We start from the raw sequence: 26,877 nt of genomic DNA on the forward strand, positions 1-26,877 counted from the left end.
ATTTGAGCTGGTGGGAGATGTGGTAGTCCAGTCGACTAGGCTTGCTTTTCCTACAGAAACGTGGAAATGCCGGATTCCTGGTACGAACCTGTCGGTCCCGGCCACCCGTACGCTGGTGGGCGTGCTGGTAGAAAACGACGCCCCCCTCGCCCCGCTGACCACGCTGCGGCTCGGCGGTCCGGCCCGCCGCCTGGTGACCGCCCACACCGACGACGAGGTGATCGCCGCGGTCCGCGAGGCCGACGCGGCCGGCGAGCCGCTGCTGGTCGTCGGCGGCGGCTCCAACCTGGTGATCGGCGACGCCGGCTTCCCCGGCACCGTGCTGCGGATCGCCACCGAGGGCTTCGCCCTGGACGGCGCCGTGCTGGAGGTCGCGGCCGGCGAGACCTGGTCCGAGGTGGTCCGCCGGACGGTGCTGGACCACGACCTGGCGGGCATCGAGTTCCTGGCCGGCATCCCCGGCTCGGCGGGCGCCACCCCGGTGCAGAACGTCGGCGCGTACGGCCAGGAGGTCGCGCAGTCGATCACCGAGGTGGTCGCGTACGACCGCACCGCCGACGAGGTGGTCGTGCTGTCGAACGCCGAGTGCGCGTTCTCCTACCGGCACAGCCGCTTCAAGGCCGATCCGGACCGCTACGTGGTGCTGCGGGTGCGGTTCCGGCTGGAGGACGCCGGCGGGCTCTCCACCCCGGTCCGCTACGCGGAGACGGCCCGGCACCTGGGCGTCGAGCAGGGCGAGCGGGTGGCGGTCGGCACGGCCTGGAACGCGGTGCTGCTGCTGCGTGCCGGCAAGGGCATGGTGCTGGACCCGGCGGACCACGACACCTGGTCGGCCGGCTCCTTCTTCACCAATCCGGTGCTCACGGCCGCGCAGTACGAGTCCTTCCGGACCCGCCCGGGCGCCCAGGACGCCCCCGCCTACCCGGCCCCGGAGGGCTGCACCAAGACCTCGGCGGCCTGGCTGATCGACCGGGCCGGCTTCGCCAAGGGTTACGGCAGCGGCCCGGCGACGCTCTCCACCAAGCACACCCTGGCGCTCACCAACCGCGGCGCGGCCACCGCCGAGGACCTGCTGGCGCTGGCCCGGGAGATCCGGGACGGCGTCCGCGAGGCCTTCGGGGTGGAGCTGGTGAACGAGCCGGTGATGGTGGGCGTCAAGCTCTGACGCGGGACGGACCCGGCGGCTCCTGGGCGGGGACGGCGGCCGCCTCCGTGGGGGCGCGGCCGTCCGCCAGCCAGGCGTCGATGTCCGCCAGCAGCTCCTTGCGGACGGCCTCCGGCGCGACCGAGCCGCGCACCGACTGCCGCGCCAGCTCGGCGAGCTCGGCGTCGGAGAAGCCCAGCACGTCCCGGACCAGCTCGTACTGGGCGGCCAGCCGGCTGCCGAACAGCAGCGGGTCGTCCGCGCCCAGGGCGAGCGGCACCCCGGCGTCGAAGAGCCGGCGCAGCGGGACCTCCTCGGGGCGCTCGTAGACGCCGAGCGAGACGTTGGAGGACGGGCAGACCTCGCAGGTGACCTGCCGGTCGGCCAGCCGCTCCATCAGCCGGGGGTCCTCGGCGGCCCGCACGCCGTGGCCGATCCGGCCGGCGCCCAGGTCGTCCAGGCAGTCCCGGACGGACTCCGGGCCGGACAGCTCGCCGCCGTGCGGGGCCGCCAGCAGCCCGCCGTTGCGGGCGATCGCGAAGGCCCGGTCGAAGTCCCGGGCCAGGCCCCGGCGCTCGTCGTTGGAGAGGCCGAAGCCGACCACCCCGCGGTCGGCGTAGCGGACGGCCAGCCGGGCCAGCGTCCGGGCGTCCATCGGGGACTTCATCCGGTTGGCCGCGACCAGGACCCGGATGCCCACCCCGGTCGCCGAGGCGGCGTGCTCCACCGCGTCCAGGATCAGCTCCAGGGCGGGGATCAGTCCGCCCAGCCGGGGCGCGTACGAGGTCGGGTCGACCTGGATCTCCAGCCAGCGGGAGCCGTCCCGCCGCTCGTCCTCGGCGGTCTCCAGGACCAGCCGGCGGATGTCCTCCTCGTCCCGCAGCACCGAGCGGGCGGTGTCGTACAGCCGCTGGAAGCGGAACCAGCCCCGCTCGTCGGTCGCCCGCAGCCGGGGCGGTTCGCCGGAGCTGAGCGCGTCCGGGAGCCGGACGCCGTGCTTGTCGGCCAGCTCCAGCAGGGTGGCGGGCCGCATCGAGCCGGTGAAGTGCAGGTGCAGGTGGGCCTTCGGGAGGCCCCTGACGTCTCGCGGGTTCAACAGGCGTTCCATTCACCGATACTGCCGTATACGGCCCCCGTACGGGAACCGCCCTCTTTCCATCCCCCGAAGGGGTGAAAGAGGGCGGTGTGCCGGGTGAATCCCAAACGTCGGATTGACGAAAGACGTCAGGCGCGGGCCTCGCCGAGCAGCTTCTGGACCCGGCTGACGCCCTCGACCAGGTCGGCGTCGCCGAGCGCGTAGGACAGGCGCAGGTAACCGGGGGTGCCGAAGGCCTCGCCCGGGACGACCGCGACCTCGGCCTCGTCCAGGATCAGGGCGGCCAGCTCGCCGGAGGTCTGGGGGCGGCGGCCGCGGATCTCCTTGCCCAGCAGGCCCTTGACCGACGGGTAGGCGTAGAAGGCACCCTCGGGCTCGGGGCAGAACACGCCCTCGATCTCGTTGAGCATCCGCACGATGGTCTTGCGGCGGCGGTCGAAGGCCTCGCGCATCTCGGCGACGGCGTCCAGGTCGCCGGCGACGGCGGCCAGGGCGGCGCGCTGGGCGACGTTGGAGACGTTCGAGGTGGCGTGCGACTGGAGGTTGGTCGCGGCCTTGATGACGTCCTTGGGGCCGATCACCCAGCCCACCCGCCAGCCGGTCATCGCGTAGGTCTTGGCCACGCCGTTGACCACGACGCACTTGTCGGCCAGCTCGGGCAGCAGGGCCGGCAGCGAGGTGAAGGTGGCGTCGCCGTACACCAGGTGCTCGTAGATCTCGTCGGTGAGCACCCACAGGCCGTGCTCCAGCGCCCAGCGGCCGATCGCCTCGGCCTCGGCCTCGGTGTACACCGCGCCGGTCGGGTTGGACGGCGAGACGAACAGCACCACCTTGGTGTTCTCGGTGCGCGCGGCCTCCAGCTGCTCGACCGAGACCTTGTAGCCGGTGGTCTCGTCGGAGACGACCTCCACCGGGACACCGCCGGCCAGCTGGACCGACTCCGGGTAGGTGGTCCAGTACGGGGCCGGGATGATGACCTCGTCGCCCGGGTCCAGGATCGCCGCGAAGGCCTCGTAGATCGCCTGCTTGCCGCCGTTGGTGACCAGCACCTGGGAGGCGTCCACCTCGTAGCCGGAGTCGCGCAGCGTCTTGGCGGCGATCGCGGCCTTCAGCTCGGGCAGGCCACCCGCCGGGGTGTAGCGGTGGTTCTTCGGGTCGCGGCAGGCCTCGACGGCCGCCTCGACGATGTAGTCCGGGGTGGGGAAGTCGGGCTCGCCGGCGCCGAAGCCGATGACCGGACGGCCGGCGGCCTTGAGGGCCTTGGCCTTGGCGTCCACGGCGAGGGTCGCGGACTCGGCGATCGCACCGATCCGGGCGGAGACCCGGCGGTCGGCGGGGCGGATGGACTGGTCGGGCTGCGGGGTGGAAGCGCTCATGCCTGCATCGTCGCAGAACCGGGACCTACCGGGCATCGGGGTATCGGCATCCGTACGTTCCCGTCCGGATCGCGGCCCCGCCGGTTCGTCGGCGAAGGTCCGTCCGGACCGGACATCCGCCGTCGGACCGGCCGGTCCGGAAGAAGACGTTCGACCAAACGCCCCTCGACCACGTACACTCGCTGCTCGACGGCCCGCCGAGAAAAACCGGAGCTTTCACCGCCTGTACAGACAGCGGGGGGAGATGCGGTAGGTTGGTCGCCACCGGAGCCGCGAGGCACCGTAGGGCAATAGCTCAATTGGTAGAGCACCGGTCTCCAAAACCGGCGGTTGGGGGTTCGAGTCCCTCTTGCCCTGCTGCTAGATCCGTTTTCAGCCCGTTCGCTCCACAGGAGTGAGCGGGCTTGATGCGGAGATGGCACCGATCAGCACCGCTAGCCGACTGGTCGTGCCCAACCGGGTGCGCGGCGAAGTTCGGCAGGACCCGGATTCAGGTGAGGACGAGTGACGGAGACCACGGGCTCCACCGCAACGCCTGAGAGCGGCAACCCCGAGGGTGCCGACGGCGCTGCCGAGACCACGTCGGCTGAGGGCGAGAAGAAGTCCGGCAAGCAGAAGAAGTCCGGCAAGCGGGCCAAGAAGGGCCTCTTCGCCCGGGCCGCCCTGTTCTACCGCCAGATCATCGCGGAGCTGCGCAAGGTCGTCTGGCCGACCCGCGGCGAGCTCACCAACTACACCGCCGTCGTGGTCACCTTCGTGGTGGTCGTGATGGCCTTCGTGGCAGGCCTGGACTACGGCTTCTCCAAGCTGAGCCTCCTGGTCTTCGGCTGACCGGCCGTCCCACCTCGCGAACAGCCTCCCGACCCGGGCCGATTCATCGGCCCGGGTCGAGCTGTCGGCGCCGGACGTACGCGCGGTTACCGTGGACTCGGTACTGTTGAAGTCTCCGAGACCTCACCTGGCGCCCGCGCGAGCGGCCGTACGCCGGGCGGTCGAGGAGCGCGCCACCTTCACCATCTCCAGGAAAGAAGCCGCCACCGTGTCTGAGTCCCCCCTGTACGACGCCGACGAGACCGTCCGCGAGGCGGATGTCGCCGCCGAGCTGGACGCGGCCGAGCTGGCTGACGACGCCGAGTCCGCCGAGCAGATCGTGGACGCCGCGGACAGCGACGAGGACGAGGTCGAGGCGTACGACGAGGCCGAGGCCGGCGAGCCCGCCGAGGAGGCCGCGCTGCACGTGGAGGGCGACGAGGAGCCCGCCGGTGCCGAGGAGTCCGTCGAGGACGCCGCCGAGGAGCCGGCCGAGGAGGTCGACCCGGTCGCCAAGTTCCGCGAGGACCTGCGCTTCATGCCGGGCGAGTGGTACGTGATCCACACCTACGCCGGCTACGAGAACCGGGTGAAGCAGAACCTCGAGCAGCGTGCCGTCTCGCTGAACGTCGAGGAGTACATCTTCCAGGCCGAGGTGCCGCAGGAGGAGGTCGTCCAGATCAAGAACGGCGACCGCAAGACCATCCGCCAGAACAAGCTCCCCGGCTACGTCCTGGTGCGCATGGACCTCACCCCCGAGTCCTGGGGCGTCGTGCGCAACACCCCGGGTGTCACCGGCTTCGTCGGCAACGCCTACGACCCGTACCCGCTGACCCTGGACGAGGTCGTCAAGATGCTCGCCCCCGACGTCGAGCGCGCCGCCGCCAAGGAGGCCGGCAAGCCGTCGCCGGTCAAGCCGAGCGAGATCCAGGTGCTGGACTTCGAGGTCGGCGACTCGGTCACCGTCACCGACGGTCCGTTCGCGACCCTCCAGGCGACCATCAACGAGATCAACCCGGACTCGAAGAAGGTCAAGGGCCTGGTCGAGATCTTCGGCCGGGAGACCCCGGTCGAGCTCTCCTTCGACCAGATCCAGAAGAACTAGTTCGTACGGTCTTCGGATTCGGGGCGGGGCCACTGGCTCCGCCCCGAATCCGTTTTGGTCCAGCGGCGCTGACGCGTTAACCTGGTCCGATGTGTGTGCTGGCGGCCGGGTGTCGCCCCGGTTCCGCACGCACCAGCAATCACCTCTCGGAAGGACCCGGAGAGACATGCCTCCCAAGAAGAAGAAGGTCACGGGGCTTATCAAGCTCCAGATCAACGCCGGTGCGGCCAACCCGGCGCCGCCGGTCGGCCCCGCGCTGGGTCAGCACGGCGTCAACATCATGGAGTTCTGCAAGGCCTACAACGCCGCGACCGAGTCGCAGCGCGGCATGATCGTGCCGGTGGAGATCACGGTCTACGAGGACCGTTCCTTCACCTTCATCACGAAGACGCCGCCGGCCGCGCGCCTCATCCTGAAGGCCGCCGGTGTGGACAAGGGCTCCAGCGAGCCGCACAAGACCAAGGTCGCGAAGCTCACCAGCGCCCAGGTCCGCGAGATCGCCACCACCAAGATGCCCGACCTGAACGCCAACGACCTGGACGCCGCGGAGAAGATCATCGCCGGCACCGCCCGGTCGATGGGCATCACCGTCGAGGGCTGAGAGCCTTCTCGTCCCCTGTGGTAGGGCCTGCGCGGGCCCGTGACACCACAACTCCCATCACCATTCAGGAGCAGCCATGAAGCGCAGCAAGGCCCTGAAGGCCGCGGACGCCCAGGTCGACCGCGAGCGCCTTTACGCCCCCCTCGAGGCCGTCCGCCTCGCCAAGGCGACCAGCACCACCAAGTTCGACGGCACCGTTGAGGTCGCCATGCGTCTGGGCGTCGACCCGCGCAAGGCCGACCAGATGGTCCGCAGCACCGTGATCCTCCCGCACGGCACCGGTAAGACCGCTCGGGTCCTGGTCTTCGCGACCGGCGAGCGTGCCGAGGCCGCGCGTGCTGCGGGTGCCGACATCGTCGGTGCCGACGAGCTGATCGACGAGGTCGCGAAGGGCAAGCTGGACTTCGACGCCGTCGTCGCCACCCCGGACCTCATGGGCAAGGTCGGCCGCCTCGGCCGCGTGCTCGGTCCCCGTGGTCTGATGCCGAACCCGAAGACCGGCACCGTGACCCCGGACGTCGCCAAGGCTGTCAACGACATCAAGGGCGGCAAGATCGAGTTCCGCGTCGACAAGCACTCGAACCTGCACTTCATCATCGGTAAGGCCTCCTTCACCGACGAGCAGCTGGTCGAGAACTACGCCGCCGCGCTGGACGAGGTGCTCCGCGCCAAGCCGTCCGCCGCCAAGGGCCGCTACATCAAGAAGACCGCGTTCTCGACCACCATGGGCCCCGGCATCCTGGTGGACCCGAACCGCACCCGCAACCTCCTCGTCGAGGAGGACCCGGCCGCGGTCTGAGCCCCAGCGCTCTGAAGCAGTCCGTTCGGCGGGCCCGCACTCCCCTCACCGGGGGTGCGGGCCCGCCGTCGTTTCCCGGAGCGGGGCACCGGCCGATGGGAACGGCGGCCGAACCGTCGTACGCTCTGCCGGTCAGATCACGTGGAGAACCTGTGACCGCCGGAGTGTGCCGTGCCGCCCGCCCCTCGCCCCGCCGTTCTCGTGGCGGCCCTGCTGCTCGCCACCACCACCGGGTGCAGCCTGCTGGCCGCCCCGACCACCGCCACCCCCGGGGGGCCCGCGCCGGTGCCGCCCAAGCAGGTGGTGCTGTCGGCCGCGCAGGCACTGGACGACTCCGGCAGCGCCCGGATCGACGTGGTCCAGGAGGGCCCCGCCGGCCGGCGCACCGCGAGCGGCTCCCTGGTCTGGGGTGCCTCGGACGAGGCCGTGCTGACCGTCACCGACGAGCTGGGCAGCGGACGGCTGACCGTGAAGGACGGCACGCTCGACCTGGCCTACCAGGGCGGTGCGGCCAAGCACGCGGAGCGGAGCACCGCCGAGTCGGTCGACCCCGGGGCGGGCCCGGACCCGGAGGGCTTCGCGGGCGGCTGGACCACCGCCCTGATCACCAACCCGGGCGGCCGGGCGTACGACGTCGCCCAGGGCGTCAAGCTCACCTCGCTCGGCGGCGAGCAGCTGGCCGGGGTGACCGCGGCGCACTACCAGGGCTCCGCCCCGGTGACCGAACTGTTCGGCAAGGACGATGAGTTGAGCCCACTGCGGCGCGCCGCCACGCTGGACTGGTACCGCCGGCACGGGGCCACGGCGATCGGCTACGACGTCTGGGTCGGGCCGGGCATGCAGTTGCTGCGGCTGCGCGAGACGGTCCGGGGGAGTGCGGGAACCACGGTGACCACGACCGATGTCTCGGCCCCCGGGGCCGCGGACGCGACGCCCGCCGCGGGCGGCTGACGGGGGAGGGACATCCGGTGCGCGGGGCTTCCGACGATCCGTTAGAGTCCGTCCGTCGGTAAGAACATGAGAAGAGCATGAGAAGAACCGATGGTCAGTTCTTCCGGCTCTTGAGGGGGAGTCATGGCTGGAACCCGCAAGACTGCCGTCGCCGTCGTCCTCGCCGCCCTGGCGCTGACCGCGACCGCGTGCGACAAGAACGACAAGAGCGCCGCCCCGGCCGCGCCGACCACGGCCGCCGCCGGCTCGGCCGCCCCGTCGACCGCCGCCCCGGCCGCCGGCGCGAAGCCGGAGAAGGTCAGCCCGGCGGTCTTCCTGGAGCAGGTGACCCAGAAGACCGGCGCGGCCAAGTCGGCGAAGGTCGAGGAGGTGATCAAGGTCGGCGACGCGGTCACCATGACGGGCCAGGGCGCGGTCTCCTGGGCCGACGGACTGGAGGCCGACCTCACGATGGACCTGTCGGGCTCCCCGATGGGCAAGCTCGTGACGCCGATCACCGGTGGGCCGAAGGCGCACTACCTCTACACCAAGGAGGCGGCGTTCCTGGCCCTCGGCGGGGAGCTGCTGCAGAGCGGCGGCCCGCGCTGGGTCCGCTACAGCACGGCCGACATGGCCAAGGCGTCCGGCGGCGCGACCGACCAGCTGCAGAGCGCGGACCCGGTCCAGGGGGTCCGGACGCTGATCGCCGGCGGCAAGGTCGCCGAGGTCGGTCCGGAGACGGTGAACGGCAAGGCCACCACCCACTACTCCGGCGTGCTCACCACCGCCGACCTGGGCAAGGCCGCCACCCAGGGCATCACCCAGGCCCAGGCCGACCGGCTCAAGGCGTCCCTGGACGCGGCCGGCATCAGCAGCGAGCAGGTCGACGTCTGGGTCGACGCCGACAAGCTCGTGGTCAAGCGGACCGAGCAGGCCGAGAGCAAGGCCGGCCCGGTGAACGTCACCGTCAGCTACGCGGACTACGGGACCCCGGTGATCGCCGCCACCCCGGTGGACTCCATCGACGTCGCCGACCTCCAGAAGGCCGTCGGCGGCAGCTGAGCCGTCCGGCCCCCGGTGCCCGGCTCCTCGCTCGGCCGACCCGGTGGATCCGGCGGCCGAGGGGGGCCGCCACCGGGCCGACCGGGGACGGGTGGCAAGGTGGCGGGAACGAGGCCCCGTCGGGACGGGGCCGGGCGAGAGGGGAACGGGCGATGGCGGGACGGCAGCGGTTGGCAGCGGTGGCCGTCGTCGTCCTGCTGGCCGGCGGGCTGAGTGGCTGCAGCGGGGGCGGGAACGCGCCGGCCGCGGCGTCCGGCAGCCCGAGCCCGACCGCGGCCCCGCCCTCCACCGCCTCCCCGAGCGCCCAGGCCAAGCCCACCGACCGCTCGCCGCACGGGGTGCTGCTCTCCGCCCAGCTGGCCATGCAGACCGCCCGCCGGGCCAAGGTCAGCTACCGGCTCGGAGCGGAGGCCGGGTCCGGCCCGCTGTTCTGGCAGCCCAAGACCGCGCTGCAGATCAAGCGCTCCACCCCGGGTGAGGCCGAGCAGCTGATCGTCGTGGACACCGTCGCCTACCAGGGCGGGGACGCCGCCACCGCGGCCCGCAACGGTGGCAGGCACTGGGAGCGCTTCACCGTCCCGCCGGACCCGGACGGCCACAAGGAGATCCCGTACGCCGGGCTGATCGACCTGCTGAACCCGGTCGAGGCGCTGACCGCGGCCACCGCCGAGGGGGCGGACCCGGTCTTCGTCGGCGAGGAGAAGTTCGAGGACGCGACCACCGAGCACTACCGGGTCACCACCACCGCCGAGAAGTACGCGGCGGCCCAGACCCAGCTGACCCAGTCCCGCCGGGACGGCCTGCGGGCCGCGCTGTCGCCCGGCGGCTCGGTCGCGCTGACCGTCGACCTCTGGCTGAACGACAAGGACCAGCTGGTCCGGCTGCAGCGCACCGGCAGCGGGGACAACGGCCGGGCGGATGACACGGTGCTCTACACCGACCTCGCCGGGGCACTGCTCTCCGCGCAGGCGCCGGCCGAGGCGGACACCGCGGACACCGGCGTCCGGACGGTCTCCCCGCTGGCCCGCTGAGCCGTGCCGGCGGCGGCCGCGAGGACGGCCGCTCCGGGGCCGCCGCCGGGCCCCGTCGGTTGCTCCGCCCGAGGGCGATTTGCACCTCGTGAACGGATCCGGCTAATCTGGCCGAAGCCAAAGACCGCTGGTTGTCACCACGCCCCCGTCAGGGAGCAGGTGGCCGAAGGATCTGCGCTTCGTCGCAGGCAGCCCGCGCAGGTGTGTCTGGAGCTTCGACTTCCGGGTACCGCGTCCGCGCGGCCGCCCGTCGAGGTCGTTCCGAGCCCCGTGCCCCTGCGCACCGGGGCTCATTGCATTTGCAGGAGCTTTCCTTCCGTCCGGTCGGTCCACGGCGACCCAGGTCGACTTTCGCGGTCGGCCCGACTTCGACATCACGGAAGGAGGCGTAAGCCTATGGCCAGGCCCGACAAGGCTGCTGCCGTCGCCGAGATCACGGACAAGTTCCGCGGCTCCTCCGCGGCGCTGCTGACCGAGTACCGCGGTCTCTCGGTGAAGCAGGTCAAGACCCTGCGTCGCTCGCTCGGCGACAACGCCGAGTACGCCGTGGTGAAGAACACGCTGACCAAGATCGCGGCCAATGAGGTCGGGATCACGGAGCTCGACGACCTGTTCAACGGTCCGACGGCTGTCGCCTTCGTCACCGGTGACCCGGTGGAGTCGGCGAAGGCTCTGCGTGACTTCGCCAAGGAGAACCCCGCTCTCATCATCAAGGGCGGTGTCCTTGACGGCAAGGCGCTGTCCGCCGATGAGATCAAGAAGCTCGCGGACCTCGAGTCCCGCGAGGTGCTGCTCGCCAAGCTGGCGGGTGCCCTGAAGGCCAAGCAGTCCCAGGCTGCCGCGCTCTTCCAGGCCCTGCCGTCGAAGCTCGTCCGCACTGTGGACGCGCTGCGCGACAAGGTCGAGCAGGGCGGTGCCGGTACGCCGGCTCCCGCCGCCGAGGACGCTGCCGCCGAGTAATTCGGCAGGCTCACGCCTCGCTGCGGGCCCGTACGCCCGCCCCACCCGTACATCCGGCACCAACCTGCCGATTTAGTGGAAGGACGCCATCATGGCGAAGCTGTCCCAGGACGAGCTGCTCGCGCAGTTCGAGGAGCTCACCCTCATCGAGCTGGCCGCCTTCGTGAAGGCCTTCGAGGAGAAGTTCGACGTCACCGCCGCCGCCCCGGTCGCCGTTGCCGCCGCCGGCGTTGCCGGCCCGGCCGCCGAGGCCGCTGAGGAGCAGGACGAGTTCGACGTCATCCTCGAGGCCGCCGGCGACAAGAAGATCCAGGTCATCAAGGAGGTGCGCACCCTGACCTCCCTCGGCCTGAAGGAGGCCAAGGACCTCGTTGACACCGCTGGTGCCAAGGTCCTGGAGAAGGTTGCCAAGGACGTTGCCGAGAAGGCCAAGGCTGCCCTCGAGGGCGCCGGCGCCAAGGTCACCGTCAAGTGATCTTGCGCCCCCTCTGAGGGGGCGTGCGGCCGGGCCGATCACCCTTGCGGGTGGTCGGCCCGGCTTTTTCGCGTTTCCGGGCCGGAACGGGGGCCCGCCGGGCCGGGCCGAGCCCCGCCGGGCCCGGGCTCCCCCGACCGGCCGGATCGGCCCGCGGTGTGGCCGACGGCCCACTCGGCACCGTCGGTGCCGGGGGGTATGGTGATCAACGTCGTCGAGGGCGGCCCCACCACGGCTTCTGTAACGCCGAGGGGGTCCGGACCGATAGACCGGTCGAGGCCCGCGCCGCCGGCGGGCCCTTGACGAACCCGGCGCGGCGCGCGATTCTCAAGGCGCGAGTCCGCCCGGTTGGTCCGCTACTGGATGCATAACCAGTGGCTCCGGCGGGAAATGACTCCACGTGAGTTAGAGCAGTACCCGGTGGGCGCCCGCGCTCGCCGGCTACCGGGAGGAGTCTCCGATTCGGTCTCCGAATCAGAGCTGGACAGCAGTGTCGCCTTTGGCTACACTGTCCCTTTGCGCTGCCTGTTAGCTGCTCCGTGACTCGTCGCCCGGAGTTTGCGTTGCCCTGAAGGGGTCTGGCACCGCCTCCGCAAAGCGGCTCTGACCTCGGGTTTCGACCCTGGCAGAGGCCAGCGGCGAGGGAGGCGGCACCAAGCCCAAGCAGGCCCGGCTGGTACGCGCGTAGTGAGCTCCGAGCCCTCGGAAGGACCCCCCTCTTGGCCGCGCCGCGCAACGCCTCGAACAATTCCGCCGCATCCACCGCCCCGCTCCGCGTCTCCTTCGCGAAGATCAAGGAGCCCCTCGAGGTCCCCAACCTCCTGGCCCTGCAGACCGAGAGCTTTGACTGGCTGCTCGGCAACGCGGCCTGGAAGGCCCGGGTCGAGGCGGCCCTGGAGAGTGGTCAGGACGTCCCCACGAAGTCCGGTCTGGAGGAGATCTTCGAGGAGATCTCCCCGATCGAGGACTTCAGCGGGTCGATGTCGCTGACCTTCCGCGACCACCGTTTCGAGCCGCCGAAGAACTCCATTGACGAGTGCAAGGACCGCGACTTCACGTTCGCGGCCCCGCTCTTCGTCACGGCCGAGTTCACCAACAACGAGACCGGTGAGATCAAGTCTCAGACGGTCTTCATGGGCGACTTCCCGCTCATGACCCACAAGGGCACGTTCGTGATCAACGGCACCGAGCGTGTCGTCGTCTCGCAGCTGGTCCGCTCCCCGGGTGTGTACTTCGACTCCACCCTGGACAAGGTGTCCGACAAGGACATCTACTCCTGCAAGGTCATCCCCTCGCGTGGTGCCTGGCTGGAGATGGAGATCGACAAGCGCGACATGGTCGGCGTCCGCATCGACCGCAAGCGCAAGCAGTCCGTCACCGTGCTGCTCAAGGCGCTCGGCTGGACCAACGAGATGATTCTCGAGGAGTTCGGCGAGTACGAGTCGATGCGCGCCACCCTGGAGAAGGACCACACCCAGGGCCAGGACGACGCGCTGCTGGACATCTACCGCAAGCTGCGCCCGGGCGAGCCGCCCACGCGCGAGGCCGCGCAGACGCTTCTGGAGAACCTCTACTTCAACCCGAAGCGCTACGACCTCGCCAAGGTCGGCCGTTACAAGGTCAACCGCAAGCTGGGCAACGCCGAGTCGCTGGACTCCGGCGTGCTCACCGAGCCCGACATCATCGGTGCGATCAAGTACCTGGTGAAGCTGCACGCGGGCGAGACCGAGTGGCGTGACGACGAGGGCCGCGACATCGTGGTCGAGGTCGACGACATCGACCACTTCGGCAACCGTCGCCTGCGCAACGTCGGCGAGCTCATCCAGAACCAGGTCCGTACGGGTCTCGCCCGCATGGAGCGCGTCGTGCGCGAGCGCATGACCACCCAGGACGTCGAGGCGATCACGCCGCAGACCCTGATCAACATCCGGCCGGTCGTCGCCTCCATCAAGGAGTTCTTCGGCACCAGCCAGCTGTCGCAGTTCATGGACCAGACGAACCCGCTGTCGGGCCTGACCCACAAGCGCCGTCTGTCCGCGCTGGGCCCCGGTGGTCTGTCCCGTGAGCGGGCCGGCTTCGAGGTCCGTGACGTGCACCCCTCGCACTACGGCCGCATGTGTCCGATCGAGACCCCCGAAGGCCCGAACATCGGTCTGATCGGCTCGCTGGCCTCGTACGGCCGGGTCAACGCGTTCGGCTTCATCGAGACGCCGTACCGCAAGGTCGTCGACGGTGTGGTCACCGAGAAGGTGGACTACCTCACCGCCGACGAGGAGGACCGCTACGTCATCGCCCAGGCGAACGCGCCGCTGACCGCGGACCTGCACTTCGCCGAGCCGCGTGTCCTGGTCCGCCGCCGCGGCGGCGAGATCGACTACATCCCGGGCACCGAGATCGACTACATGGACGTCTCGCCGCGCCAGATGGTGTCGGTCGCGACCGCCATGATCCCGTTCCTCGAGCACGACGACGCCAACCGCGCGCTCATGGGCTCGAACATGATGCGCCAGGCGGTGCCGCTGCTGAAGAGCGAGGCTCCGCTGGTCGGTACCGGCATGGAGTACCGCTGCGCCGTCGACGCCGCGGACGTCATCACCGCCGAGAAGGCCGGTGTCGTCCAGGAGGTCTCGGCCGACTACGTCACCGTGGCCAACGACGACGGCACGTACACCACGTACCGCGCCGCCAAGTTCACCCGCTCCAACCAGGGCACCGCCTTCAACCAGAAGGTGCTCGTGGACGAGGGCTCCCGGGTCGAGGTCAACCAGGTGCTGGCCGACGGCCCGTGCACCGACGAGGGCGAGATGGCCCTCGGCAAGAACCTGCTCGTGGCGTTCATGTCGTGGGAGGGTCACAACTACGAGGACGCGATCATCCTGTCGCAGCGCCTCGTGCAGGACGACGTCCTCTCCTCGATCCACATCGAGGAGCACGAGGTCGACGCCCGTGACACCAAGCTCGGCCCCGAGGAGATCACCCGGGACATCCCGAACGTCTCCGAGGAGGTCCTGGCCGACCTCGACGAGCGCGGCATCATCCGCATCGGCGCCGATGTCGTCACCGGCGACATCCTGGTCGGCAAGGTCACCCCGAAGGGCGAGACCGAGCTGACCCCCGAGGAGCGCCTGCTGCGCGCGATCTTCGGCGAGAAGGCCCGTGAGGTCCGCGACACCTCGCTGAAGGTGCCGCACGGTGAGTCCGGCAAGGTCATCGGCGTCCGCGTCTTCGACCGCGAAGAGGGCGACGAGCTGCCCCCGGGCGTCAACCAGCTGGTCCGCGTCTACGTGGCCCAGAAGCGCAAGATCACCAACGGTGACAAGCTCGCCGGCCGTCACGGCAACAAGGGCGTCATCTCGAAGATCCTGCCGGTCGAGGACATGCCGTTCCTGGAGGACGGCACCCCGGTCGACATCATCCTCAACCCGCTGGGTGTCCCGTCCCGAATGAACCCGGGACAGGTCCTGGAGATCCACCTCGGGTGGCTCGCCAAGCAGGGCTGGGACGTCTCCGGCCTCGCCGACGAGTGGGCCCAGCGCCTCCAGGCGATCGGCGCCGACACCGTCCAGGGCGGCACCAACCTCGCCACCCCGGTCTTCGACGGCGCCCGCGAGGACGAGATCACCGGCCTGCTGGACAACACCACCCTCACCCGTGACGGTGAGCGCCTGGTGAACTCCACCGGCAAGGCCCGGCTGTTCGACGGCCGCTCCGGCGAGCCGTTCCCGATGCCGGTCTCGGTCGGCTACATGTACATCCTCAAGCTGCACCACCTGGTCGACGACAAGCTGCACGCCCGCTCGACCGGTCCGTACTCGATGATCACCCAGCAGCCGCTCGGTGGTAAGGCGCAGTTCGGTGGCCAGCGCTTCGGTGAGATGGAGGTGTGGGCCCTCGAGGCGTACGGCGCGGCCTACGCGCTCCAGGAGCTGCTCACCATCAAGTCCGACGACGTCCTCGGCCGAGTCAAGGTCTACGAGGCCATCGTCAAGGGCGAGAACATCCCCGAGCCCGGCATTCCCGAGTCCTTCAAGGTCCTCATCAAGGAAATGCAGTCGCTCTGCCTCAACGTGGAGGTGCTGTCCTCGGACGGCCAGTCCATCGAGATGCGGGACTCCGACGAGGACGTGTTCCGCGCCGCCGAGGAGCTCGGCATCGACCTGTCCCGGCGCGAGCCCAGCAGCGTCGAAGAGGTCTGACGGAGGTTGGGCCGGCCGCAGCAGCGGCCGGCCCGCCCCCAGGCCCCCCTCAGACCACATGAACGACTCTCGACTTACGAAAGAGGGCTTGACGACCAGTGCTTGACGTCAACTTCTTCGACGAGCTCCGCATCGGCCTGGCCACCGCCGACGACATCCGCCAGTGGTCGCACGGCGAGGTCAAGAAGCCGGAGACCATCAACTACCGCACCCTGAAGCCCGAAAAGGACGGACTCTTCTGCGAGAAGATCTTCGGCCCCACCCGGGACTGGGAGTGCTACTGCGGTAAGTACAAGCGCGTCCGCTTCAAGGGCATCATCTGCGAGCGCTGCGGCGTCGAGGTGACCCGCGCCAAGGTGCGCCGCGAGCGGATGGGCCACATCGAGCTGGCCGCCCCGGTCACCCACATCTGGTACTTCAAGGGCGTGCCGTCGCGTCTGGGCTACCTGCTCGACCTGGCGCCGAAGGACCTCGAGAAGGTCATCTACTTCGCCGCCTACATGATCACCTGGGTCGACGACGAGCGCCGCCAGCGCGACCTGCCGTCCCTGGAGGCGCACGTCTCGGTCGAGCGCCAGCAGATCGAGAACCGCCGCGACTCCGACCTCGAAGCCCGCGCCAAGAAGGCCGAGACCGACCTGGCCGAGCTGGAGGCCGAGGGCGCCAAGGCCGACGTGCGCCGCAAGGTGCGCGAGGGCGCCGAGCGCGAGATGAAGCAGCTGCGCGACCGCGCGCAGCGCGAGCTCGACCGCCTCGACGAGGTGTGGGCCCGCTTCAAGAACCTCAAGGTCCAGGACCTCGAGGGCGACGAGCTGCTCTACCGCGAGCTGCGCGACCGCTTCGGCACCTACTTCTCCGGCTCGATGGGCGCCGCGGCCCTCAAGGACCGCCTGGAGACCTTCGACCTGGCGGAGGAGTCCGAGCGCCTGCGCGAGATCATCCGCACCGGCAAGGGCCAGAAGAAGACCCGTGCGCTCAAGCGCCTCAAGGTCGTCTCCGCGTTCCTGCAGACCACCAACAAGCCCAACGGCATGGTGCTGGACTGCGTCCCGGTCATCCCGCCGGACCTGCGTCCGATGGTGCAGCTGGACGGTGGCCGCTTCGCGACCTCCGACCTGAACGACCTGTACCGCCGCGTGATCAACCGCAACAACCGCCTGAAGCGCCTGCTCGACCTCGGTGCCCCCGAGATCATCGTGAACAACGAGAAGCGCATGCTCCAGGAGGCCGTCGACGCGCTGTTCGACAACGGCCGCCGCGGCCGTCCGGTCACCGGCCCGGGCAACCGCCCGCTGAAGTCCCTCAGCGACATGCTGAAGGGCAAGCAGGGTCGTTTCCGTCAGAACCTGCTCGGCAAGCGAGTCGACTACTCGGCCCGTTCGGTCATCGTCGTCGGCCCGCAGCTCAAGCTGCACCAGTGCGGTCTGCCGAAGGCCATGGCGCTGGAGCTCTTCAAGCCGTTCGTGATGAAGCGCCTGGTCGACCTGAACCACGCGCAGAACATCAAGTCGGCCAAGCGCATGGTCGAGCGCGCCCGTCCGGTCGTGTGGGACGTCCTCGAAGAGGTCATCGCCGAGCACCCGGTCCTGCTGAACCGTGCGCCCACCCTGCACCGCCTCGGCATCCAGGCCTTCGAGCCGCAGCTGGTCGAGGGCAAGGCCATCCAGATCCACCCGCTCGTCTGCACCGCGTTCAACGCGGACTTCGACGGTGACCAGATGGCCGTCCACCTGCCGCTCTCCGCGGAGGCGCAGGCCGAGGCCCGCATCCTGATGCTGTCCTCGAACAACATCCTGAAGCCGGCCGACGGTCGCCCCGTCACCATGCCGACTCAGGACATGGTGCTCGGTCTGTTCTTCCTGACCTCGGACCGCGAGAACGTGAAGGGCGCCGGCCGCACCTTCTCGTCGACCGCCGAGGCGATCATGGCCTTCGACGCCCGCGACCTGGACGTCCAGGCCCCGATCGAGCTGCGCCTGCCGGCCGGCACCGTCCCGCCGCGCGGCTGGACCGCCCCGGTGGACGAGGAGGGCCAGTCGTCCTGGTACGACGGCGAGCCCTTCCGCCTGAGCACCACCCTGGGCCGCGCGCTCTTCAACGAGCTGCTGCCCGAGGACTACCCGTTCGTCGACTACGAGGTGGGCAAGAAGCAGCTCTCCGCGATCGTCAACGACCTGGCGGAGCGCTACCCCAAGGTCGTCGTCGCGGCGACCCTGGACAACCTGAAGGCGGCCGGCTTCCACTGGTCGACCCGCTCGGGTGTCACCGTCTCGATCTCGGACGTCGTCGTCCCGCCGAGCAAGCCCCAGATCCTGGAGGGCTACGAGGCGAAGGCGGAGAAGGTCCAGCGTCAGTACGAGCGCGGCCTGATCACCAACGACGAGCGCAAGCAGGAGCTCATCGGCATCTGGACCCAGGCGACCAACGAGGTCGCCGAGGCCATGAACGTGAACTTCCCGAAGACGAACCCCATCTTCATGATGGTCGACTCGGGTGCTCGCGGAAACATGATGCAGATGCGCCAGATCGCCGGTATGCGCGGTCTGGTGTCGAACGCCAAGAACGAGACCATCCCGCGACCCATCAAGGCGTCGTTCCGTGAGGGTCTGTCCGTGCTGGAGTACTTCATCTCCACCCACGGTGCCCGTAAGGGTCTGGCCGACACCGCCCTCCGCACCGCCGACTCCGGTTACCTCACCCGTCGTCTGGTCGACGTCTCCCAGGACGTCATCATCCGCGAGGAGGACTGCGGCACCGAGCGCGGCCTGAAGCTGGCGATCGGCTCCGTGGGTGCGGACGGCGTGCTGCGCAAGGCCGACGACGTCGAGACCAGCGTCTACGCCCGCATGCTGGCCGAGGACATCACGGTGGACGGCAAGCTCCTCGCCACCGCCAACACCGACCTCGGCGACGTCCTGATCGACGAGCTGATCCGCCACGGCATCGGCGAGGTCAAGACCCGCTCGATCCTGACCTGTGAGTCGGCCGTCGGCACCTGTGCCATGTGCTACGGGCGCTCGCTGGCCACCGGCAAGCTGGTCGACATCGGTGAGGCGGTCGGCATCATCGCCGCCCAGTCCATCGGTGAGCCCGGTACCCAGCTGACCATGCGTACCTTCCACACCGGTGGTGTGGCCGGTGACGACATCACCCAGGGTCTGCCCCGTGTCGTCGAGCTCTTCGAGGCCCGTACCCCGAAGGGTGTGGCCCCGATCTCCGAGGCCGCCGGCCGGGTCCGGATCGAGGACACCGAGAAGACCCGCAAGCTGGTCATCACGCCGGACGACGGCAGCGACGAGATCGCCTACCCGGTCTCCAAGCGCGTGAAGCTGCTCGTCAGCGAGGGCGAGGCGGTCGAGGTCGGCCAGAAGCTGACCATGGGTGCCACCAACCCGCACGACGTCCTGCGCATCATGGGCCAGCGTGCCGTCCAGGTCCACCTGGTCGCCGAGGTCCAGAAGGTCTACAACTCGCAGGGTGTGTCGATCCACGACAAGCACATCGAGATCATCATCCGGCAGATGCTCCGCCGCGTGACGATCATCGAGTCGGGCGACGCCGAGCTGCTGCCCGGCGAGCTGGTCGAGCGCGGTCGCTTCGAGCAGGAGAACCGCCGCGTCGTCGCCGAGGGCGGTCACCCCGCCTCCGGTCGTCCGCAGCTGATGGGTATCACCAAGGCCTCGCTGGCCACCGAGTCCTGGCTGTCGGCCGCCTCCTTCCAGGAGACGACCCGGGTCCTCACCGACGCGGCGATCCACGCCAAGTCGGACCCGCTGCTGGGCCTCAAGGAGAACGTCATCCTGGGTAAGCTCATCCCGGCCGGTACGGGTCTGCCCCGCTACCGCAACATCCGGGTCGAGCCGACCGAGGAGGCCAAGGCCGCGATGTACTCGGCCGTCGGCTACGACGACTACGACCTGTCGCCCTTCGGCGCCGGCTCCGGCCAGGCGGTCCCGCTGGACGACTACGACTACGGCCCGTACACCGGCTGAGTCTCCCTCCTCGCCCGTCATCGGGCAGGAGGGACCCAGGTCATCGATCGCAGGGCGGTCACCCTTCGGGGTGGCCGCCCTGCGGCGTCCCCGGGCCGCCGGTTCGGTCGGCGGCGGGGTCGGCGGGTGCCGGTCGGGAAACCGGTTAGGTATTTCGGCCGGAGTCGCGTAAGCTCGTGTTCACCGACGCGGGGTGGAGCAGCTCGGTAGCTCGCTGGGCTCATAACCCAGAGGTCGCAGGTTCAAATCCTGTCCCCGCTACTCAGACGAAGGGCCCGGAGGCATCAAGCCTCCGGGCCCTTCGGCGTTCCCGGGGCCGGCCGGCTCCGTCGTGCGGGGGAGGGGCGGGAACCGCTCCGGCGGGGGAGGCGGCGGGGGCGGCGTCCGGGGAAGGGTTCTCGGTGTCGGACGAGGACCTTCGAAGGGGCCGGGGATGAAGCGGGTGCTGGGCGCGGCGGCGATCACGGCGGCGGTCGTGCTGGGGATGCAGGGGTGCCTGCCGTTCGGAGGCGAGGACGAGCACCTGACGCTGAGCTACGGGGTGGCGGAGCCGGTCCGGGAGCTCGTCGTCGAGGGGATCGACGGCGGGGTGGTGGTGAACGGCGGCGGCGACGGCGTGCACGTGGTCGAGAAGCAGAACTACTCCGGGGACGTCCCGAAGAGCACCCACCGGGTGGTGGACGGCGTGCTGACGCTGACGTACGACTGCCGCCACTGCGGCGTGGGCTACACCGTGCAGGTGCCGGCCGGGACGAAGGTGCGGGTCAAGGCGGGCAACGGCGGCGTGAGGCTGTCCGGGCTGGCCGGCGAGACGGAGGCCGAGGTGACCAACGGCGGGGTCGAGGCCGACGGGCTGCGGTCCCCGCGGGTCCGGCTCTCCTCGGTGAACGGCGGGGTGCGGGCCGGTTTCGCCGTGGCGCCGTCGACGGTGGAGGCGAGCACCACGAACGGCGGGGTGCGGCTGCGGGTGCCGGCTGGGGAGGCGTACACGGTGGACGCCCGGGCCTCGACCGGCGGGGTGGAGGTGGGCGTCCCCTCGACGCCGGGTGCGGAGCACCGGATCACCGCGCGGGCGGACACCGGCGGCGTGACGGTCAGCGGTGCCTGACGAGGGCGTTCCGGAGGCACTGCCGGTAGGGCATGATCTTCTCCGCGGGGTCGGGGTCCCCGGGTACGGGGGAGGGGCGACGGTGGAGGTCTCGGCGCGCTGGCGGGAACGGGCGGAGGGGCTGAGCCCGTACGTGCTGGACACCTTCCTGGCACTCTGCTCGGCGGCGGTGTCGGTCTGGTCGGTCTACAACGACCGGACGGCGTGGCCCTGGTGGGTCTACCTGCTGGCGGTGTCCACCGCGCTGTTCCTGCCCTGGCGGCGCCGGATCGGGCTGCCGCTCCTGATCGTGGGCAGCGTGCCCGCCGTGCTGGTGACGGTGCTCGCGCACTCGGCGAACCCGCAGGTGCCGCTGTACGCGGTGATCGCGATGTACACCGTGGCGGAGCGCTTCCCCGACTGGCAGCGCTGGCCGGTGCTGGCGGCCGTGCTGGTCAGCAACGTGATCGGCACCCGTTCGCCGGACGGCGCGCTGTTCAGCGCGCTCACCTCGGCCGGCTCCTTCGTCTTCGGCGCCCTGGTGCGCGCCCAGCGGCAGCTCGCCCTGGTCCAGGCGGAGCGGGCCCGGGAGGCCGGGGAGCGGGCCGCGAGCGACGCGGCGCGGGCGGTGGTGGAGGAACGGGCCCGGATCGCCCGGGAGATGCACGACATCCTGGCGCACGCCGTCTCGCTGATGGTGATCCAGGCGGAGGCCGGGCCGGTGGTGGTGCACGGCGACCCGGACCGGGCGGTCCGGGCGTTCGACACCATCGCCGACACCGGCCGGGACGCCATGGTCCAGCTGCGGCGGGTGCTCGGGGTGCTGAAGGACCCGGAGGCCGGCCGGGAGCTGGCCCCGCAGCCCCGGCTGGCCGAACTGGCCGGGGTGGCCGAGCGGGTGCGCGCGGCGGGGCTGCGGGTGGAGCTGGAGCTCCCGGAGGAGAAGGACCCCGTGCCGGCCGACGTGGCGGCGGCGGCGTACCGGATCGTGCAGGAAGCGCTGACCAACACGGTCAAGCACGCCGGGGCGTCCCGCGCGGTGGTGCGGGTCCGGCGGGCCGGGGAGGTGCTGGAGGTCGTGGTCTCGGACAACGGCCGCGGGGTGCCGGCGCCGGTCGGCCGTACGGTGGCCGGCTGGTCCGGCGGCCGCGGGCTGGTGGGCATCCGGGAGCGGGCGGCGGCCTGCGGGGGGCGGGCCGAGGCCGGGCCGGGGCCGGAGGGCCGGGGATTCGTGGTCAGCGCCCGGCTGCCGTCGGGCGCGGGCGCAAGGACGGAGAGGGAGGACGGATGACACCGATCCGGGTGGTCGTCGCGGACGACCAGGAGCTGGTGCGGGCCGGGTTCGGGATGATCCTGGACGCGCAGCCCGACATCGAGGTGGTGGCCGAGGCCCGGGACGGCGCCGAGGCGGTCGAGGCGGTGCGCGCGCACGGCCCGGACGTGCTGCTGCTGGACGTCCGGATGCCGGTGATGGACGGGCTGGAGGCGGCCCGCCGGGTGTGCGCCGAGTTCCCGTCCACCAAGGTGATCATGCTGACCACCTTCGACGTCGACGACTACGTCTTCGACGCGCTGTACGCGGGCGCCAGTGGCTTCCTGCTCAAGGACGTCCGGCGGGACGACCTGGCGCACGGGGTGCGGATGGTCGCCTCGGGGGAGGCGCTGCTCGCTCCGTCGGTGACCAGGCGCCTGATCGGGGAGTTCGCGGCCCGTCGGCCGGGGGCGCCGGAGCGGGCGGTGCGGCCGCCGTCCCGGCTGCTGGAGCAGCTGACCCTGCGCGAGCAGGAGACGCTGCGGCTGATCGCCCGGGGGCTGTCCAACGCCGAGATCGCGGCCGAGCTGGTGGTCAGCGAGCACACCGTGAAGACGCACGTCAGCAATGTGCTGAGCAAGCTCGGGCTGCGGGACCGGGTGCACGCGGTGGTGTTCGCGTACGAGGCCGGGGCGGTGGTGGCGGGGGAGTCCTGACGGGCTCCCCCGCGCGGGGGAGGCGGGGAGTTCACCGGTGCGGGCGATCCGGGACGAGGGGCCGGGCGGCCAGGCTCTGCGGTGTCGGAACGAACGGACCACACCACTGGAGCATCGGATGAATGCCGCCCCGCGTGCCGGAACCACCCGCCTCGTCCCTTACGCGGTCGTCGGCGCCCCCGCCCTGATGGCCCTCTACGGGGGCATCCGCCTGGTGCCGGGCTCCCGCGCGCCGGGCCCCGGCTGGACCGCCGGCCACACCGCGATGTTCCTCGGCCTGCTGCTGTTCGTCCCCGTCCTCCTGGCGCTGCACCGACGGCTCGCCCCGCGCGGCACGGCCGGGCGGACCGCGGCCGGGGCGGCGCTGGGGGCGGCCTTCGCGGGGCTGCTCTGCTCGCTGGCACAGATCGGCATCGACCTGGTCGTCGGCCTGACGGCGGCGGACAAGGCCGAGCAGTCGCGGCTGTTCGACCGGGTGCAGGACGTCCCCGGCGTCCTGCCGGTCGTCTACCAGATCGGCCCGCTGCTCTTCTACGTCGGCCTGCTGGCGCTGCTGACCGCGGCCGCCGCGGGCCGCACCCGGACGCTGCGCTGGTGGAGCCCGGTGCTGGCGCTGCTCGGCACCCTGGCCGCGGGCACCGACCTCGCCCTGATCCCGCTCGCCGCCGCCTGCTACCTGCTCGCGCTCGCCCCGCTGGCCCGCCCGGCCGCCGCTCCGCGGGCCGCCCTGGCCTGACCCGTGGGCCCGGGCCCGGCGGGCGGGCCCTGACTCGAAGCGGGCGGTCCGGCCGGAAACGCGCCCCGGCCGGATTATCGGTGGCCCCGGGCGGGCGGCCGACCGTACCGTCCGGGTATGAACGCGAAGCGCCCCCTGATCGCCGTGCTCACCGGCGCGGGCATCTCGACGGACTCCGGCATCCCCGACTACCGCGGCCCGCAGGGCCTGTGGCAGAAGGACCCGTCGGCCGAGGAGCTGGTCACCATCGGGCCGTACCGGGGCGACCCCGAGGTGCGCCGGCGGGCCTGGCGGATGCGGCTGGAGACGGGGGCGGCGGCCGCCGAGCCGAACGCCGGGCACCGCGCGCTGGTCGACCTGGACCGCTCCGGCCTGCCGCTGCGGGTACTCACCCAGAACATCGACGGGCTGCACCAGAAGTCCGGGCTGCCCGGCCGCAAGGTGCTCGAACTGCACGGCAACCTCCGGGAGACGCGGTGCCTGGGCTGCGGGGCGGTCGGCCCGATGGCGGAGGCGCTGGCGCGGGTCGGGGCGGGGGAGCCGGACCCGGACTGCCGGGCCTGCGGGGGGATCCTCAAGCCGCACATCGTGATGTTCGGCGAGAACCTGGACCAGGAGGTGCTCGGCCAGGCGGACGCGATCACCCGGGCCTGCGACGTGTTCGTCGCGGTCGGCACCAGCCTCCAGGTGTTCCCGGTGGCGGCGTTGCCGTACAACGCGGTGAAGTCCGGGGCGAAGCTGATCATCGTGAACGGCGAGCCCACGCCGTACGACGAGGCGGCGGCCGAGGTCGTCCGGGAGCCGATCTCCCTGGCACTGCCCCGGCTCGTGCGCCGACTTGTCCGGGAAGGGGCCTGAGCGGGTGCCGGAAGGGTCATGTTCGCGGATGTACCGCGTGCGTACGATGATCCTTCCGGCTTCCCCCCTCTGGCCAGGAGTGATCGACCGATGACGACGACGGCGAAGTTCGACCCCTGGTCGGCGGCGTTCGTGGCCCACCCGTACGACGCGTACGCCGAACTGCGCGAGCACGCGCCGGTGACGTACTTCGAACCGACGAACCAGTGGCTCGTCTCCCGCCACGAGGACGTCAGCGCCCTGCTCCGCGACCGCCGGCTCGGCCGCACCTACACCCACCGCTTCAGCCACGCCGAGTTCGGCCGCCCCGAGCCCGACCCGGCGCACGAGCCCTTCCACACCCTGAACGACCGCGGGCTGCTGGACCTCGAAGGGCCGGACCACACCCGGCTGCGCCGGCTCGTCTCCAAGGCCTTCACCCCGCGCATGGTCGAGGGCCTGCGCCCCACCGTGCAGCGGCTGGCCGGAGAACTGGTCGACGAACTGCTCGCGGCCGGCGGCGGCGACCTGATCGCCACCGTCGCCGAGCCGCTGCCCGTCGCCGTGATCGCCGAGATGCTGGGCGTGCCGGAGAGCGACCGGCACCTGCTCCGGCCGTGGTCCGCCGACATCACCGGGATGTTCGAGCTCAACCCGACCGAGGAGGCCGCCCGCCGGGCCGTCACCGCGAGCGTCGAGTTCTCCGACTACCTGCGCACCCTGATCCGCGAGCGCCGGACGAACCCCGGAACGGACCTGATCAGCGCGCTGATCCAGGCCCAGGAGGGCTCCGACGCGCTCAGCGAGCAGGAGATGATCTCCACCTGCGTGCTGCTGCTCAACGCCGGCCACGAGGCGACCGTCAACACCACCGGCAACGGCTGGTGGGCACTGTTCCGCAACCCCGGGGAACTCGCCCGGCTGCGCGGCTCGGTGGACGAGCTGCTGCCGACCGCCGTCGAGGAACTGATGCGCTGGGACACCCCGCTGCAGATGTTCGAGCGCTGGGTGCTGGAGGACATCGAGGTCCGCGGCGTCACCATCCCGCGCGGCGCCGAGATCGCCCTGCTCTTCGGCTCCGCCAACCGCGACCCCGAGCGCTTCGCCGACCCGGACCGCCTCGACCTCGGCCGCACCGACAACCCGCACATCACCTTCGGCGCCGGAATCCACTTCTGCCTCGGCGCCCCGCTTGCCAGACTGGAGCTCACCGAGTCCTACGGCACCCTGCTGCGCCGGGCCCCGGGCCTGCGGCTGGTCCGCGAGCCCGAGTGGAACCCGGGCTACGTGATCCGCGGACTCAAGGAACTGCTCGTCGAGGTGTGACGGACCCGGCCCGTGGAGCGGGTCGAGTCCCGGGACGAGCCGCTGGAGCACGGGGCGCTCCGGGACCGAGCCGGGGCGGGCGGAACCGGGTGGCGGGGCGGCGCGTCGAAGGGCCATGACGAACCGCAGCACCGCAACCCGTCGTACCGCCCGCCGCCCGGCGGCGCCGCTCCTCGCGGCCGCGCTCGCCGCGCCGCTGCTCGCCGGCTGCGGCAGCACCGGAGCCGCCGCGCCCGTGGAGCTCCGGGTGGCCGCGCCCACCAGCCGGCCGGCCGTCGACCCGGCGCAGGTCGCCGCCACCGCGAGCGCCACCGGGGCCTTCGGCCTGGACCTCCTGCACGCCCTGACCGCCGAGCCGGCCGCCGCCGGCGGGAACCTCGTGGTCTCCCCGTCCGGCCTGGCCACCCTGCTCGCCATGCTGCTGCCCGGCGCCCGCGGTGCCACCGCCGAGGAACTGGCCAAGGCCCTGCACACCGAGCTCGGCCCCGAGCAGTACGCGTACGCCACCGGCGCGCTGAACCGGCCGGTCCCGGCCGCCGAGGGCCTCACCCTGCGCCGCAGCGACGACGTCTGGACGCAGCGGGGCTCGGCCGTCGAACCGGCCTACCTGGCCACCCTGGCCGCCGCCTTCGACGCCGGCGTGCACCAGGCGGACTTCGCCAAGGACCCGGACGGTGCCCGCAAGACCGTCAACGCGGCCGTGGAGAAGGCCACCGACGGCCGGATCAAGGACCTGTTCGGCCCGGGCGGGATCACCGCGAACACCCGGCTGGCACTCACCGACGCCCTCTACCTCAAGGCCAGGTGGGCCTCCGCCTTCAAGCCCTCGCACACCGCCGACCGCCCGTTCCACAAGCTCGACGGCTCCGCCCCGGCCGTCCCCACGATGGCGCAGACCGGGACCTTCAAGTACGCCGACGGCTCCGGCGGGATCGTCGGCGAGCCCTGGCAGGCCGTCGAGCTGCCCTACGCGGACGGCGGGCTGGCGATGGACCTGATCGTCCCGGCGCAGGGCGGCTTCGCCGCCTTCGCCAAGGGCCTGGACCAGCCCCAGCTCGACCGCGTCCTCGGCGCGCTCGCCGAGCGGCCGGTCGACCTCCGGCTGCCGCGCTTCCGCTTCGACACCTCGAACGAGCTCACCCCCGCGCTGCGCTCGCTCGGCGTGCGGGCCGCCTTCGACGGGGCCGACTTCGGCGGCATCGCCAAGGACCCGCTGGCCGTCGGCACGGTGGTGCAGAAGGCGACCGTCGCGGTCGACGAGGACGGCACGGTGGCGGCGGCCGGCAGCGGCGCCGGGATCGCCGCGGCGGCGGCGCCGAACGCCGACCGGCCGGGGCGGGTGGGCC

General features: G+C 71.3%; 21 protein-coding genes and 2 tRNA genes. 21 read left to right on the forward strand and 2 right to left on the reverse strand.

What is annotated here, in order from left to right; all coding sequences use genetic code 11:
- Positions 1-121 precede the first annotated feature (121 nt).
- On the forward strand, positions 122-1,165 hold the full coding sequence (locus AB0E96_RS16450; protein ID WP_359823729.1) for a UDP-N-acetylmuramate dehydrogenase: 1,044 nt from the start codon (positions 122-124) through the stop codon (positions 1,163-1,165).
- Here the strand turns inward: AB0E96_RS16450 and AB0E96_RS16455 are convergent.
- Together AB0E96_RS16455 and AB0E96_RS16460 are read right to left on the reverse strand one after the other, a co-directional pair.
- Positions 1,155-2,252: an adenosine deaminase gene (locus AB0E96_RS16455; protein WP_359823731.1), complete on the reverse strand. Its 1,098-nt coding sequence runs from the start codon at positions 2,250-2,252 to the stop codon at positions 1,155-1,157. The two genes, AB0E96_RS16450 and AB0E96_RS16455, sit on opposite strands and share 11 nt — an antisense overlap.
- 116 nt (positions 2,253-2,368) lie before the next feature.
- Positions 2,369-3,616 carry a pyridoxal phosphate-dependent aminotransferase gene (locus tag AB0E96_RS16460; protein ID WP_359823734.1) on the reverse strand — a complete coding sequence of 416 codons (1,248 nt, stop codon included), beginning with the start codon at positions 3,614-3,616 and terminating at the stop codon, positions 2,369-2,371.
- 284 nt (positions 3,617-3,900) lie between these two features.
- Between AB0E96_RS16460 and AB0E96_RS16465 the strand changes: the two genes are divergently transcribed.
- The 20 genes from AB0E96_RS16465 to AB0E96_RS16560 all read left to right on the forward strand — a co-directional run.
- Positions 3,901-3,973: transfer RNA gene (locus tag AB0E96_RS16465), tRNA-Trp, on the forward strand.
- A gap of 147 nt (positions 3,974-4,120) precedes the next feature.
- The gene (secE, locus tag AB0E96_RS16470) at positions 4,121-4,447 is read left to right on the forward strand and encodes a preprotein translocase subunit SecE (protein ID WP_359823736.1); all 327 of its coding nucleotides are present in this window, start codon (positions 4,121-4,123) and stop codon (positions 4,445-4,447) included.
- 208 nt (positions 4,448-4,655) lie between these two features.
- The gene (nusG, locus tag AB0E96_RS16475) at positions 4,656-5,531 is read left to right on the forward strand and encodes a transcription termination/antitermination protein NusG (RefSeq protein WP_359823739.1); all 876 of its coding nucleotides are present in this window, start codon (positions 4,656-4,658) and stop codon (positions 5,529-5,531) included.
- 166 nt (positions 5,532-5,697) lie between these two features.
- Positions 5,698-6,132 (forward strand): 50S ribosomal protein L11, encoded by a 435-nt coding sequence (gene rplK / locus AB0E96_RS16480; RefSeq protein WP_030290442.1) that lies wholly within the window; start codon positions 5,698-5,700, stop codon positions 6,130-6,132.
- A 76-nt stretch (positions 6,133-6,208) separates the two neighbouring features.
- Positions 6,209-6,931, forward strand: a complete 723-nt coding sequence (rplA, locus tag AB0E96_RS16485) for a 50S ribosomal protein L1 (protein WP_218198318.1) — start codon at positions 6,209-6,211, stop codon at positions 6,929-6,931.
- Between the two features lie 171 nt (positions 6,932-7,102).
- On the forward strand, positions 7,103-7,882 hold the full coding sequence (locus AB0E96_RS16490) for a hypothetical protein (protein ID WP_359823742.1): 780 nt from the start codon (positions 7,103-7,105) through the stop codon (positions 7,880-7,882).
- Positions 7,883-8,005: 123 nt separating this feature from the next.
- Entirely contained in the window at positions 8,006-8,923 is a 918-nt protein-coding gene (locus tag AB0E96_RS16495; protein WP_359823744.1) for a hypothetical protein, read from the forward strand.
- 152 nt (positions 8,924-9,075) lie between these two features.
- Positions 9,076-9,954, forward strand: a complete 879-nt coding sequence (locus tag AB0E96_RS16500) for a hypothetical protein (RefSeq protein WP_359823746.1) — start codon at positions 9,076-9,078, stop codon at positions 9,952-9,954.
- A 396-nt stretch (positions 9,955-10,350) separates the two neighbouring features.
- Positions 10,351-10,914: a 50S ribosomal protein L10 gene (gene rplJ, locus AB0E96_RS16505; protein WP_045693068.1), complete on the forward strand. Its 564-nt coding sequence runs from the start codon at positions 10,351-10,353 to the stop codon at positions 10,912-10,914.
- Positions 10,915-11,005: 91 nt separating this feature from the next.
- Positions 11,006-11,389 carry a 50S ribosomal protein L7/L12 gene (rplL, locus tag AB0E96_RS16510; RefSeq protein WP_359823749.1) on the forward strand — a complete coding sequence of 128 codons (384 nt, stop codon included), beginning with the start codon at positions 11,006-11,008 and terminating at the stop codon, positions 11,387-11,389.
- Positions 11,390-12,108: 719 nt separating this feature from the next.
- Positions 12,109-15,585 carry a DNA-directed RNA polymerase subunit beta gene (gene rpoB / locus AB0E96_RS16515; RefSeq protein ID WP_359823751.1) on the forward strand — a complete coding sequence of 1,159 codons (3,477 nt, stop codon included), beginning with the start codon at positions 12,109-12,111 and terminating at the stop codon, positions 15,583-15,585.
- 98 nt (positions 15,586-15,683) lie between these two features.
- A complete protein-coding gene (locus AB0E96_RS16520) occupies positions 15,684-19,577 on the forward strand; it encodes a DNA-directed RNA polymerase subunit beta' (protein ID WP_359823754.1) in 3,894 nt (1,297 codons plus the stop codon).
- Positions 19,578-19,764: 187 nt separating this feature from the next.
- Positions 19,765-19,838: transfer RNA gene (locus tag AB0E96_RS16525), tRNA-Met, on the forward strand.
- Positions 19,839-20,010: 172 nt separating this feature from the next.
- Entirely contained in the window at positions 20,011-20,685 is a 675-nt protein-coding gene (locus tag AB0E96_RS16530) for a hypothetical protein (RefSeq protein ID WP_359823757.1), read from the forward strand.
- A gap of 82 nt (positions 20,686-20,767) precedes the next feature.
- Positions 20,768-21,955: a sensor histidine kinase gene (locus tag AB0E96_RS16535; RefSeq protein WP_359823759.1), complete on the forward strand. Its 1,188-nt coding sequence runs from the start codon at positions 20,768-20,770 to the stop codon at positions 21,953-21,955.
- The gene (locus AB0E96_RS16540) at positions 21,952-22,632 is read left to right on the forward strand and encodes a response regulator transcription factor (protein WP_359823762.1); all 681 of its coding nucleotides are present in this window, start codon (positions 21,952-21,954) and stop codon (positions 22,630-22,632) included. The genes AB0E96_RS16535 and AB0E96_RS16540 overlap by 4 nt, the downstream gene beginning before the upstream one ends.
- A gap of 118 nt (positions 22,633-22,750) precedes the next feature.
- Positions 22,751-23,368, forward strand: a complete 618-nt coding sequence (locus tag AB0E96_RS16545) for a hypothetical protein (protein WP_359823764.1) — start codon at positions 22,751-22,753, stop codon at positions 23,366-23,368.
- 117 nt (positions 23,369-23,485) lie between these two features.
- Positions 23,486-24,226, forward strand: coding sequence for a Sir2 family NAD-dependent protein deacetylase (locus tag AB0E96_RS16550; RefSeq protein WP_359823767.1), 741 nt, complete (start codon positions 23,486-23,488; stop codon positions 24,224-24,226).
- Between the two features lie 90 nt (positions 24,227-24,316).
- Positions 24,317-25,531 (forward strand): cytochrome P450, encoded by a 1,215-nt coding sequence (locus tag AB0E96_RS16555; protein WP_359823770.1) that lies wholly within the window; start codon positions 24,317-24,319, stop codon positions 25,529-25,531.
- A 115-nt stretch (positions 25,532-25,646) separates the two neighbouring features.
- A partial coding sequence (locus AB0E96_RS16560) for a serpin family protein (RefSeq protein WP_359823772.1) occupies positions 25,647-26,877 on the forward strand: 1,231 nt, incomplete at its 3' end.

The organism is Kitasatospora sp. NPDC036755, assembly GCF_040636595.1.
In the GTDB taxonomy this organism is placed as follows: Bacteria; Actinomycetota; Actinomycetes; order Streptomycetales; family Streptomycetaceae; genus Kitasatospora.

Coding starts and splice junctions, on each gene's coding strand:
- AB0E96_RS16555 (WP_359823770.1), top strand. CDS start 24,317: ATGACGACGACGGCGAAGTTCGACCCCTGGTCGGCGGCGTTCGTGGCC.
- AB0E96_RS16530 (WP_359823757.1), top strand. CDS start 20,011: ATGAAGCGGGTGCTGGGCGCGGCGGCGATCACGGCGGCGGTCGTGCTG.
- rplK (WP_030290442.1), top strand. CDS start 5,698: ATGCCTCCCAAGAAGAAGAAGGTCACGGGGCTTATCAAGCTCCAGATC.
- rplA (WP_218198318.1), top strand. CDS start 6,209: ATGAAGCGCAGCAAGGCCCTGAAGGCCGCGGACGCCCAGGTCGACCGC.
- AB0E96_RS16540 (WP_359823762.1), top strand. CDS start 21,952: ATGACACCGATCCGGGTGGTCGTCGCGGACGACCAGGAGCTGGTGCGG.
- rplJ (WP_045693068.1), top strand. CDS start 10,351: ATGGCCAGGCCCGACAAGGCTGCTGCCGTCGCCGAGATCACGGACAAG.
- AB0E96_RS16455 (WP_359823731.1), bottom strand. CDS start 2,252: ATGGAACGCCTGTTGAACCCGCGAGACGTCAGGGGCCTCCCGAAGGCC.
- AB0E96_RS16460 (WP_359823734.1), bottom strand. CDS start 3,616: ATGAGCGCTTCCACCCCGCAGCCCGACCAGTCCATCCGCCCCGCCGAC.
- AB0E96_RS16500 (WP_359823746.1), top strand. CDS start 9,076: ATGGCGGGACGGCAGCGGTTGGCAGCGGTGGCCGTCGTCGTCCTGCTG.
- AB0E96_RS16550 (WP_359823767.1), top strand. CDS start 23,486: ATGAACGCGAAGCGCCCCCTGATCGCCGTGCTCACCGGCGCGGGCATC.
- rplL (WP_359823749.1), top strand. CDS start 11,006: ATGGCGAAGCTGTCCCAGGACGAGCTGCTCGCGCAGTTCGAGGAGCTC.
- AB0E96_RS16545 (WP_359823764.1), top strand. CDS start 22,751: ATGAATGCCGCCCCGCGTGCCGGAACCACCCGCCTCGTCCCTTACGCG.
- AB0E96_RS16495 (WP_359823744.1), top strand. CDS start 8,006: ATGGCTGGAACCCGCAAGACTGCCGTCGCCGTCGTCCTCGCCGCCCTG.